At 64.4% G+C, this 11,111-nt stretch carries 14 protein-coding genes; 10 read left to right on the top strand and 4 right to left on the bottom strand.

Translation table 11 applies throughout. The annotated features are described in order from the left end of the window. The first annotated feature begins 23 nt into the window (after nucleotides 1–23). The 3 genes from NF551_RS18005 (at nucleotide 24) to NF551_RS17995 (ending at nucleotide 1,973) form a co-directional block, all read left to right on the top strand. On the top strand, nucleotides 24–317 hold the full coding sequence (locus NF551_RS18005; protein WP_227897644.1) for a hypothetical protein: 294 nt from the start codon (nucleotides 24–26) through the stop codon (nucleotides 315–317). A 31-nt stretch (nucleotides 318–348) separates the two neighbouring features. Beyond that, a complete protein-coding gene (locus NF551_RS18000; RefSeq protein ID WP_227897645.1) occupies nucleotides 349–642 on the top strand; it encodes a hypothetical protein in 294 nt (97 codons plus the stop codon). A 146-nt stretch (nucleotides 643–788) separates the two neighbouring features. Next, on the top strand, nucleotides 789–1,973 hold the full coding sequence (locus NF551_RS17995; RefSeq protein ID WP_227897646.1) for an RtcB family protein: 1,185 nt from the start codon (nucleotides 789–791) through the stop codon (nucleotides 1,971–1,973). 54 nt (nucleotides 1,974–2,027) lie between these two features. Here NF551_RS17995 and NF551_RS17990 read toward each other — a convergent pair whose 3' ends face one another. Then, a complete protein-coding gene (locus NF551_RS17990) occupies nucleotides 2,028–2,768 on the bottom strand; it encodes a hypothetical protein (protein WP_227897647.1) in 741 nt (246 codons plus the stop codon). 194 nt (nucleotides 2,769–2,962) lie between these two features. Between NF551_RS17990 and NF551_RS17985 the strand changes: the two genes are divergently transcribed. Next, nucleotides 2,963–3,550: a DUF3592 domain-containing protein gene (locus NF551_RS17985; protein ID WP_227897648.1), complete on the top strand. Its 588-nt coding sequence runs from the start codon at nucleotides 2,963–2,965 to the stop codon at nucleotides 3,548–3,550. A gap of 66 nt (nucleotides 3,551–3,616) precedes the next feature. On the opposite strand, the gene NF551_RS19020 is transcribed toward NF551_RS17985, so the two are convergent. After that, nucleotides 3,617–4,387: an Ltp family lipoprotein gene (locus NF551_RS19020; RefSeq protein ID WP_227897649.1), complete on the bottom strand. Its 771-nt coding sequence runs from the start codon at nucleotides 4,385–4,387 to the stop codon at nucleotides 3,617–3,619. Between the two features lie 295 nt (nucleotides 4,388–4,682). Between NF551_RS19020 and NF551_RS17970 the strand changes: the two genes are divergently transcribed. Further along, the gene (locus NF551_RS17970) at nucleotides 4,683–4,955 is read left to right on the top strand and encodes a hypothetical protein (RefSeq protein ID WP_227897650.1); all 273 of its coding nucleotides are present in this window, start codon (nucleotides 4,683–4,685) and stop codon (nucleotides 4,953–4,955) included. 30 nt (nucleotides 4,956–4,985) lie between these two features. Here the strand turns inward: NF551_RS17970 and NF551_RS17965 are convergent, their stop codons facing one another. After that, nucleotides 4,986–5,609: an RES family NAD+ phosphorylase gene (locus tag NF551_RS17965; protein WP_227897651.1), complete on the bottom strand. Its 624-nt coding sequence runs from the start codon at nucleotides 5,607–5,609 to the stop codon at nucleotides 4,986–4,988. Then, on the bottom strand, nucleotides 5,606–6,163 hold the full coding sequence (locus tag NF551_RS17960) for a hypothetical protein (RefSeq protein WP_227897652.1): 558 nt from the start codon (nucleotides 6,161–6,163) through the stop codon (nucleotides 5,606–5,608). Before NF551_RS17960 ends, NF551_RS17965 begins: the two co-directional genes overlap by 4 nt. 431 nt (nucleotides 6,164–6,594) lie before the next feature. Between NF551_RS17960 and NF551_RS17955 the strand changes: the two genes are divergently transcribed. From NF551_RS17955 to NF551_RS17935, 5 genes are all read left to right on the top strand, one after another. Further along, entirely contained in the window at nucleotides 6,595–6,954 is a 360-nt protein-coding gene (locus NF551_RS17955; protein WP_227897653.1) for a hypothetical protein, read from the top strand. Between the two features lie 75 nt (nucleotides 6,955–7,029). Beyond that, nucleotides 7,030–7,533 (top strand): tRNA-dihydrouridine synthase, encoded by a 504-nt coding sequence (locus tag NF551_RS17950; RefSeq protein ID WP_227897654.1) that lies wholly within the window; start codon nucleotides 7,030–7,032, stop codon nucleotides 7,531–7,533. A 121-nt stretch (nucleotides 7,534–7,654) separates the two neighbouring features. Further along, entirely contained in the window at nucleotides 7,655–8,827 is a 1,173-nt protein-coding gene (locus NF551_RS17945; protein ID WP_227897655.1) for a glutathionylspermidine synthase family protein, read from the top strand. Continuing rightward, entirely contained in the window at nucleotides 8,824–10,308 is a 1,485-nt protein-coding gene (locus NF551_RS17940) for an APC family permease (RefSeq protein WP_227897656.1), read from the top strand. The genes NF551_RS17945 and NF551_RS17940 overlap by 4 nt, the downstream gene beginning before the upstream one ends. Beyond that, nucleotides 10,305–11,087 (top strand): hypothetical protein, encoded by a 783-nt coding sequence (locus NF551_RS17935; RefSeq protein ID WP_227897657.1) that lies wholly within the window; start codon nucleotides 10,305–10,307, stop codon nucleotides 11,085–11,087. The genes NF551_RS17940 and NF551_RS17935 overlap by 4 nt, the downstream gene beginning before the upstream one ends. The last annotated feature ends 24 nt before the right edge of the window (nucleotides 11,088–11,111 follow it).

Here is an 11,111-nt window from a genome sequence, read left to right as displayed (position 1 = left end):
GCCGTGCCGCACACATTGAAGCCATGAATACACGATTGGATGCAGCAGGCAGGACCCTGGCCCTGAACGACACCGTCATGGGAACGTACGGCGGATACTCCGGGCTCAGCCCCATGGTCGTCGTAGGCTTCACCCCCAAGGCCGTCCGCTGCGAACCGCTGAAAAGTCTCCACGGAATCTCCGGCAGGGGCGGCGGCGTCCTGACCGGTGAGCGCCTCGTCCGCTTCCCGTCGCAGATCGTCCTGGTGGAGACCGGGGACGGAACAACCCTTGAGTCCCGCCGCCCGGACACCACAGTGGAGTCCGCGGCCGGTTAGAGCCATGATGCCTGCCGCACACATAGGGGGTATGAGACAGCACCTTGACGCAGCAGGCCGGCGGGTCACCGAAGGTGACACCGTCATGGCCACCATGCCCGGCAAAACCATCCAGGTGTGGATGAAAGTCACCGGGTTCACGCCCAGGAAGATCTGGTGTGTTCCCCTCGAATCGCTCGACAAGGCTGAACGGTTGGGCACCCCGGTGCCTTCCCACGCCCACATCATGCGGTACGCGGAACAGATCGTCCTCGTGAGGACCTTCGACGGCCAGCCTGTGGAAACCAGGGACCACGACTACCGGCACAAACCCGTCCGAAATTAGGACCGGAGCGTGCAGCCCGGCAGGGTTTTGCCGGCACCAGGCGCGCGCCTGTGCCGGACGGGTTCGACTCCCGGCCCGGGCACAGCTATACAAGAGACCGGCAAGCCGGTCACCAGCATCCGGCACGTCCGGAGGAAAGAGGAACAATGTTCCCCGTTGAACTGCGCGGCACCGCGCGCCAGGTCCACATGTGGGCCCACGAGCATGAAGTCGAGCCCGCTGCCCTCCAGCAGCTGCGCAACATCGCCTCCCTTGGGTGGGTTCACGGAGTTCGCGTGATGCCCGATGTCCATTTGGGTAAGGGCGCCACAGTCGGGTCGGTGATCGCCATGAAGCAGGCGGTCTCACCTTCAGCTGTCGGTGTTGACATTGGCTGTGGCGTGTCCGCGGTAAGGACGTCCCTGATGGAGTCCGACCTGGACGGACTGCATGCCCTTCGCCTTGCCGTGGAAGCTGCTATCCCTGTCGGTTTCAACAGCCACTCCCGTGAGGTCAACCTGAAGCGCCTGGGCCTGGAGAAGGGTGCACAGGCCTTCTGGGCAGGGTTCAAGGACCTGCACCCGGGCGTCCAGAACCTCGAATCGCGTGCGCACGCGCAGATGGGCACCCTCGGAGGCGGCAACCATTTCATCGAAGTGTGCGTGGATGAAACCGGTTCTGTCTGGCTCACGCTTCACAGCGGATCGAGGAACATCGGGAAATCCTTAGCGGAAAGGCACATCGAAATCGCCAAGACGCTCTCCCACAACCAGGGCATCGTCGACAGGGATCTCGCAGTCTTCCTGGCAGGCACCCCTGAAATGGATGCGTACCGCCGGGACCTCTGGTGGGCCCAGGACTTCGCCGCCCGGTCGCGGTCCGTGATGATGGCCCTGTTCAAGGAAGCCTTCTCCAAGCACTTCGCTTCGGCCGGCGTCACGTACGGCGAGGAGATCAACGTCCACCACAACTACGTCTCCGAGGAGACCATCGAGGGTGAAACCATGCTCGTGACCCGCAAGGGAGCTATTCGGGCAGGCAAGGGCGACCTGGCACTGATCCCGGGCTCCATGGGCACCGGCTCCTACGTCGTGCGCGGCCGCGGCAACGATGCGTCGTTCCAGTCCGCGTCCCATGGTGCCGGCCGCCGCCTGAGCCGCAGCGCCGCCAAGCGTGAATACACCGTCGATGACCTCATCGCGCAGACCGCGGGCATCGAATCCCGCAAGGACGATGCGATCGTTGACGAAATTCCGGCAGCCTACAAGGACATCCACTCCGTCATTGACGCGCAGAGCGACCTCGTGGACGTCGTCCAGCACCTGCGGACCGTCCTCTGCGTGAAGGGCTGAGAGTAGGACACAAAGAAGGGGCACCGGGAACACCCGGTGCCCCTTCCGCTGTCTCTAGCGTGCGATGATCCGCTGCAGGTCGGTAATGCGTTCGCGGATCGCGTCGAGGTCGTCCTTCGTGTAGTCGGAGGCACGTTCGGAGACGATGTCATCGAGGTGCGACAGCGCATCATCCACCGCACCCAGGAGGGTGCCACGCGCCTCTGCGGTGACTACCTCGGCGTCCATCCGGGTGCGCGCCGGCGCCAGTTCCAGTGCCGCTGCCTTGTCCAGGTCGATGATGACGGTGCACGCGCGGACCTCGAGGTCCGGTGCCGACTCGTCATCCGGGCTGACCTCGTACGCCCATCCGGTGTCGGTGCAGCTGAGGGCATGGACCTCGGTGGAGAGTTCGGCATCGTCGAAGAGTTCCAGCTCATCAAGGTCGTCCTCGCTGCCCGGGACGACATCGCCGTCAGCGTCGGTCAGCCCCGAGACCCAGTAGCGGTTGTCGTCCTCTTCGACGCGCAGGTACCGGGCTTCCGGGTACGCGTCCTTGATTCCGAGACCGATGCTCTTGAGGGATGCCCGTTCCAGGTCGAGTTCCATGACGTCGCGGTGCACGTCCACGGCCCGGATCTGGTCGAGGAGTTCCTCGGCGCGCTCCTGGGATTCTCGGTACTGGTCGTAGGGGGAGGCGGCAGGGGCGGCACCAACGGTGACACCGGATTCTGCATGGTTCGTGGCAGTGAACTGGCCTCCGGCTGGAACACCGGGCTGGACGCGCGCCCTGGGCGCATTGGAAGAAGTGGTCATGCCTACCTGTGTGCGGCACCAGGACAGGGGCGGCAGCATCTGGCGGGGTCGTGGCCTGGCATGGTTTCAGCCGTGTGCCGGCCGTCTACGCATGTCCCTTGGCGGCAGAACCATTTAGGCCGCCCCGGGGGATTGCCCGGCAGGCCGGAAGCCACTTGATTCTCCCCAGACGACCGCCATTGAAAGGCCTTCCCATGAACGCTCCCGACTTCCTGCAGCCCGGTGCTGCCGACACACAGACCGTGCCTTCAGAAAGCCGCCGCGACAACAGGCCCGCCCCCAGGTCACTGAAGCGCGCACTCATCGTCCTTGGCTGCGGCCTCGTCCTGACTGGTGCGGGCGCATTCCCCCTGGCCGGGGAAGTGTCCGCGGCGATCGCAGACAACCCCAATGTCAAGGGGACTATCGTCGACATCCGGTTCGAGGACCAGGCGCCGGCGGGAGAAGAAGCGCCCGCTGAGGGTGAAGCGGCTGAAGCGCCGGCTGAAGGTGAAGAGGCAGCAGCACCCAAGGAAGGGGAGGCTGAGTCGCCGGCCTGCTCTCCGGTTGTCGGCTACGAGGTTGACGGCCAGATGTACAACACCAGCCCGAGCGAGTTCTCCAAGGACTGCGACTGGACTGTCGGCCAGGAAGTAAAGGTGGCCTACGACAAGGACAACCCCGTGGAAGCCAGGATCACCACTGAAGAGTTCAACGCAGTGACGGCTATCCTGCCCGGCGCCGGGTTCCTGGTCCTCCTCGGAGGCCTCTTCATGACCATCACCGGGCTGCGCAAGCGCTAGCCAAACGCAAAGGGACGGCGGCACCCCCGGTGAATCGAGGTTGCCGCCGTCCCTTTTGGCGTGGCGTTACTTGAGGTTCTGGACCGCGTAGTCAGCTTCCTCCGGCGTGAACTTTCCGCCGTACTCGCTCACGAGCTGGTCGCGCACAGCCTCGGGGGACAGGTTCATGTCGTCCTGGTACGTCTGGGCCTGCGCCAGGGCGTTCTCCTTGAAGTCCGCCTGAACGTTGTCGACCGCGTACTGCGCTGCCTCAGCGGAGAACTTCCCGCCGAACTCGCTCACGAGCTGGTCGTAGAGCCCGGCCTTGCTCAGGTGGGCGAAGTCCGAGTAGCTCTCCGCCTGCTTCAGCGCCGACTGGTACTCCTTGGGTACGGACTCTTCAGCCGGAGCCTCATCAGCCGCGGGCGCCGCCGGCTCAGGTGCTTCTGCCGCCGGGGCGGGGACTGCCGGGGTGCTGCTCTGCTTGACCTCGGTGGACGCCGCATCAATGGCGGACCCGACAGCGAAGACGCCACCGATAGTCATGAACAGTGAGATGAAGATTCCCGCGACCCACAGGCCTGCGGTGACGAGCCAGGCCGTCTTCTTGTTTTCGTAGTAGCCGTCGAGCGGACGCCCATGCTTGTCGGTCTGGTTGCCGGTGAGCGTGATGATCAAATCGACCAGCGTCCAGATGCCGAAGCCGCCGGCAGTCAGGAGTTTCAGGACGCCGGTGCCGATCTTGCCCAGGTAGAACCGGTCGATGCCGAGCCCGCCCAAGAAGAGGGACAGGAGCCAGGTGGCGACGAACGACTTCCCGGCTGTGGCCGGCGCATAAACCGGTGCGGTGCTGCTCATAAGGGTGTTCCTTCTCTGTAGTGCTGGGATGTACATCACTTATGTGTGCGGCACGGGTAAGGAAGCTCACCACGGCCTTCGGAAGTTGCCCCGGCTGTCTGCTGGAGACCTGCAGCCCGGGTGTGCACAAGAACGCGCCGCTCACCCCTTCCCGGCTGGCACCTTCCCCTGGGGGTGCTCGGAGGCACAGGAAGAGGGGCGCAGGGCCCCGTGGAGAGCAGTTCGGCCGTGTCCGCACACATAGGACGCAGTAGGGCATCCCGCCCGCACCGTCCGATACAGGAGCATCCCGTCCATGAGCACCGCAGCAGAAACCGCCAGTCAGTATCCGATGTCCGAGAAGCTTGCCGGTGTCGCCGACCAGAGCCGCCAGATCGGCGAGTTTCTTGACTGGCTCGAATCCAAGGGAATGACCATCTCGGAATTCGTCCAGTACGAGGGCTACTCCGAACCGCGGCTGGAACCGGTATCCACCGGCTTCGAACGCCTGCTGGCCGACTACTTCGAGATCGACCTCAACGAGCTCGAAAAGGAGCGGCGCCGGATCCTTGCCGAGCTGAACGGCTAACCCGAACAGCTGCCCAATGGCAGGCGGGCGCTACACCTCGACGTCGATGTTGATGCCCGCACAGAAATCAATGAGCCAGTCCAGGTCGGGCCCATTCAGGTAGGCGCGTGCCGGCACGGAAATGTCCGTGGTGAATGCGTCTTCAGACCGGTCGAAGAAGATGTAGGCGAGCCCGTCGTTAAGACGCCTGGACATCCACACGCATCCGTCCAGGCCGGCATCGTAGGCTGCCTGTGCCCACTTCACAGTCTCGGTGTACCAGGCTGCCTCGCAGGCCGTGAGCTCGTGCGGTTCGACGCCGAGGGCACGCAGCCCCTCACCCTTGAAGGACGCGAGGCGCAGGTCCCTATCGGTTCGGAGGCCGGCGGAGACCCTGTCTTCGTAATTGGCTTTGAAGAGGACCCCTCCGGCATACGGGATCTCGTGGAGCATGCTTTCGCAGACCGCCGTCTTGAGGTCCCCGGCCGCGTAGAGCACCGCCACCGGAGGGTCGCCAAAGAAGGCGAACCGGGTTGGCTTACCCTTGCCCGGGTTGAAGTCAGTGACTTCCCTGGCGTTGCTGAATACTCGGTGAAGGACGGACCCGGCCGGAAGGGTCACGACCTGGGGGCTGAAGCCCGCCGGAACGGGCGGTACCGGCGAGTCGTGTGTCACCACTCTTCCGCCAGAGACTTTCGTGCCGTGCTGAGAAGCGCTGCCTCGTCGTCGATGACATCCACCGGCCGGCGGCCGTCAAGGAACCCGTTGGGGGCGCAGAACCACTGCAGCAGGCTCTCGCCGCTCCACCGGTCGCCGGCAATGCGCACGACGTCGCTGATGACCGGACGCACCTTCCCGGCAGCCAGGTCGAACTCGAATTTCGGGAAGAAGGTCTTATTGCCGCGCTTGACGCCCAGCAGCTTACCTTCCTTGACCAGCTGGGAAGCCTTGTTCCGGTTCGTGGCGCTGTTGCCGAGCTCCCGCGCCACCGCGGTGCTGTCCAGCATCCCGAACTCGCTCTCCATGGCCCGCCAGCGGTTCTCCTGCGCCGCGACAGAGCGTGCTACCTGGGGGCTCGTTTCAACGTCGTGCGGAAACTTCTGAGCCAGGACAGACAGTGCTTCAATGCTCCGTCTCAGGACCAGCTCGCGGTGCTCCAGCCTGTCCTCGATTGAGAGCCGGTTCTTTGTTGGCGCTAATGCCGAAGCTGCCCCTGCATGACGTTTCATACGAACCAGTCTAGCGTCCCAAATGTCATGAGTACATGGGGTCGGCCGTGGACTTCTCCAGGGAGCGGGGAGAGATGCCCCCTCTGCCGCACACATAACAGTTACGCCCGGGGAGTCCGGGTCATTCGAAGCACGGGGAAAGCGCGCCCCGGAGGACGGACAGGTAGACGGATGGCATCCGTTCGCCTGGACCTTGATTGGAACCCCTGAGACGGGGCCCGGATTCGATTTCCGGCAAAAGGGTCGAAGGGCTGGAAAGGCCCCGGAGGCTAGCCGTCCGGTGAGGCTGGGCGTGGTCGGAAACCCCTTCAGGGGGTAACCCGGGTTCGAACCCCGGGAACACGCGGTGGCCAACATGACGAACGAGCGCCGGCGGCGGGGACAACCTCCCCTCCGCCGGCCTTCTCATGCCCGTCCCCGAAAAGAGAACCATGAAGAGACCCCGGATAGCCGCCGCCACGGCCCTGGCACTGGCTGCACTGCTTGCTGTGGCAGGCTGCAGCGGCGGGCCTTCTGCACCCAGCCCCGATTCGGGGGTCGACACCGCGATAGCGACCGGGGAATGCCGTCTTCTGGCAGGTTTCCTCTCCGCCGACCTCGAGCTGGACCCGGGGAACGTTGAGGACATGCTCAGTATCCTTGCGTCCCTCATTGACGTGGGATACCCCGAGAGCGCGAAGGTGGCCGAAATGATCATCGCCTCGTACAGCGATACGCCGCCCAGCCAGGAAGAGGCGGACGCGATCGTTGCTGAATGGTCCGCGTTCTGCACCCGGAACGCAGCCGGCTAACAGCCCGCTCATCCCTGCCCGCCGCCGCACACAGATACTGCGGACACCAGACAACACAGAAAGCAGGACCACCCCATGAACGCAGACGCCGCCGCGCGCCTTGCCCGCTTCCGGGAACCGGACGGCACCTTCGGCAAACAGCACCACAAGGAACCCGCCGTGACGCTGAACGTGCCGGCAAAGCGCAAAGGCCGCCGCAAGAGCACCGCCGTGGTCCTTGGCGTGACAGCACTCCTGGCCAGCGCCGTCCTCACCGGCTGCGGCCCGTCAGGGAACGTTATCGACGCCGACTACGCGAAGGTCTGCCAGGACAAGACAACGAAACAGCGCATCGAGGACTCGAAGTGCAGCGAGGAGGGCCGCTCCTCCGGACACGCAGGCTGGTACTTCTTCCCGATGGGAACCACCGGATCCACGACGTCACACTCCATTCCGGCCGTCGGGCAGAAGCTCACCGGCGGTACCGAAACCATCCCGGCCAAGGCCACCTCGAAGTCAGGTGTCAGCTCCAAGGGCTCCACGTCTGTTTCCCGCGGTGGGTTCGGCAGCGGCGCGAAGGGCGGAAGCGTCGGCGGATAACCCCGAAACACACTGGCCGGCCGGTTGCTGAAGAGCGATCGGCCGGCTTCCGCACACATAGGTGCAGGAGCAATAAACACCACCGGTCTGCTCAGAGCTGCCGGATAAGACCAAGGAAATCATGAAGCGCATTGAATCAACCCCGCGGCCGGACTGGCGCAAAAAGATCGAGTCCCAGGGGCTGATCTACTCCACGGCGATCCGTGAAGACGGCTCCCTGTGCGAATACTGGCACGAGGGTGCCTACTACGAATTCACCATGCCCGAGGTGGAGATGCTTGAAAGCGTCACCGAAGAGCTGCACACGATGTGCATCGAGGCCGCCCGCTACCTGGCAACAGGGGCCATGGGAACCATCGGCATCGGAACAGAAGCACTTGCCCTGGCCTCCTGGTCCCTGGAACGCAGCGAACCCGCCGTCTACGGGCGTTTCGACCTGGCATACGACGGCGTGAATCCGCCCAAAATGCTCGAGTACAACGCCGACACCCCGACCGGGCTGATCGAAGCGTCCATCGCCCAGTGGTTCTGGCTGCAGGACGTCAAGCCGGAATCCGACCAGTGGAACGGCATCCACGAAGCGCTCATCAATGCTTGGCGCAAGCGCCTGGAAGCATCAGGGACCACCCGCCTGCATGTCGCCCACGCTGAGGTCGAAGCCAGCGGCGAAGACTGGATGACCGCGGCCTACATGCTCGACGTCGCAAGGCAGGGCGGCTGGACCGTCGAAGGGATCAACATGTCCGACATCGGCTGGGACCCGGTTCGGAAAATGTTCGTTGACCTGGACGGAGAGTCCATCGACAACATCTTCAAACTCTACCCGTGGGAAATGATGATCAAGGAGGAGTTCGGGGACAACATCCTGGACTTCCCGACCGCAGCCAACTGGTTTGAGCCGGCCTGGAAGATGCTGCTTTCAAACAAGGCTCTTCTGGCCGCCCTGTGGCACCTGTATCCCAACCACCCCAACCTGCTGCCGGCGTACATGGAAACCCCGCGCGACATGACACAGTGGGTGGCCAAGCCGCTGCACGGGCGCGAGGGCGACAACATCATCATCCACGCTGACGGCATCGACATCTCCCAGTCCGGCGACTACGGCACCGAAGGCTGGTGCTACCAGGAGTACTTCCCCCTGCCTGATTTCGACGGCAACAAACCGGTCCTTGGCACCTGGGTAGTCGACGGGGAATCGGTGGGCGTCGGCATCCGCGAATCGGACGGCCCGGTCACCGACTACTACTGCCGCTTCGTGCCCAACGTCATCGACGCACCGGCCCCGGAGAATTGAGCAGCGCCAAAGGGCTGAAGTCTGCAGGGCTGGGGCTGTGGGGGAGTTTCGCCATCGGGCTCTCCTCCACGGCCCCGGCCTATTCTTTGGCTGCGACGCTTGGGCTCATGGTTGCAGCCGTCGGTGCACAGGCGCCCGCTGCACTCGTCCTGGCCTTCATTCCCATGCTGTTCACCGCCGTGGCATACAACGAGCTGAACAAGGAGGACCCGGACTGCGGTACGACGTTCACCTGGGCGTCCAAGGCATTCGGCAGCCGCACCGGGTGGATGGGCGGCTGGGCCCTGGCACTCTCAGGCGTCGTCGTACTGGCGAACCTTGCAGCCATCGCGGGCGAATACCTCTGGAAGCTCATCAGCCCTGACCTTGCTGAAAGCCCAGTCCTGGTCACCGCTACAGGGGTAGGGTTCATTGCCCTCATGACGTGGCTGAACATCCGCGGGATCACTCTCGGGGACCGGATGCAGAAAATCCTCCTGGTCATCCAGTACGCCGCCCTGGCCCTGTTCGTCATCATGGCCGCGGTCAGGATCAGGACCGGCAGTGCCTACGACTTCACGCCCGTGGACGTGGAGTGGTTCAACCCCCTGGCTGCCGGAAGCCTCACAGCGATGACGTACGCCGTCCTGCTGGCCCTGTTCATCTACTGGGGCTGGGACACCTGCCTGGCACTGAACGAGGAGACCCGGAACCCCGGTAAGACACCGGGGCGCGCCGCACTTCTCTCCTCCGCCGCACTGCTAGTCACCTACGTCGGTGTCAGCGTGCTGGTGATGGTGTACGCCGGCATTGGGGAAGACGGGCTGGGACTCGGAAACGAAGCCCACGCCGATGACGTCCTCTACGCGGTCAGTGAAGACGTCATGGGTCCCTGGGCCTGGATCATCATCGTGGCCGTTCTCGTCTCGGCCGTGTCCTCCACCCAGACGACCATCCTGCCGACGGCACGCGGCACACTGGCCATGGCCGTCCACGGGGCACTGCCGGCACGCTTCGGCGCCGTCCACCCGAAGCACCAGACCCCGGTCTTCGCCACGGTGCTCATGGGCGCCGTCTCCTCCGCCTACTACTTCGGCATGAGCCTGCTGAGCGAGAACTTCCTGGAGGACTCCATCGCCTCCCTTGGCCTGTTCATCGCCTTCTACTACGGACTCACCGCCTATGCCTGCGTCTGGCATTTCCGTGCCACCCTGACGGCCAGCCTGCGGAACTTCGTGATGCGCGGCCTGCTGCCGCTTGCCGGTGCCGTGTCGATGACCGCTGCGCTCATCATCTCGGCGGCGGACATGATCCGTCCCGGCTACGGGTCAACAGTGATGGGCGGCGTCGGTGGAGCGTTCGTGATCGGTGCCGGATCCATGCTCCTCGGAGGGGTCCTGATGTGCCTCTGGTACCGGTCGCCGGCCGCCGCCGCCCGTCAGGCAGTTGAGCCGTCCCCGCAGGTGAGGGAGATACCCTCGGATCAGGGGGAATATCTATGAGCAGGAAATGGGACTCGGACCCGAGATACTTCAGCGCGCTGACGATCCTCTTCGCGGCGTCCGTCACCGTCCTTGTCTTCGGAGGCAAGTTCTCAGCCGCAGCTCTCTTCTTCGGGGTCGGCGCCCTGTACGGAGCCCTTCTTACCCGGGTGGTGTCCCGTTCGGGCCGGGCCTCCTACGCCATGTACTGCGCCTTCAGCCTCATGTTCATCGTGCTGGCCGGCCTTCAGAGTGACCTGGGTGTTCCTGCTGCCGGACCGATGATGATGGGATTCTCCGCCGGGCTTTCCGGAGCCGTGAGCAAATGGACGGGCAAGGACGCCGGAACCCGGGTGAAGGTGAAAAGGGTGCGCGACGCCGACGGCGGATACCCCGGGGGCTGGAAGGTAGCGCTCATCAACGCTCTCTGCGCTGCAGCGCTGCTGTGCTTCCCTCTGGTGTTCCTCGGCGACGGAGCAGCTCCGGGAACGATCGCCTGGTCGACCCTGATCGGCTTTGCCGGCGGGTGGGTGCTCTTCCGGTTCGGAAAGACCATGCAGGTTCGGTCGCTTACGCTCTTCGCCCTGTTCTTCGCGCTGCTTCCCGCCATGATTGTCGCGGGCCTGTACGGCTACGGTCCAGCTCCCATTATCGCCGGGTTCGGCCTCATGGCGGGCGCCCTCATCGGTGGTCGTTACTGGACCGGAGAGCGCTTAGGGGCACCGCGCCCGCCCTTCGCAGGCCAGGGTAACCGCCGGCGCCGGAAGAAGAAAGCACGAAAGCCGCCGGCCAGGGCGTAACAGCTCCGGCCGACGGCTTAGCGA

Source organism: Arthrobacter caoxuetaonis, from assembly GCF_023921125.1.
GTDB lineage: Bacteria > Actinomycetota > Actinomycetes > Actinomycetales > Micrococcaceae > Arthrobacter_B > Arthrobacter_B caoxuetaonis.
This window is presented reverse-complemented; position numbering and strand designations above follow the sequence as displayed.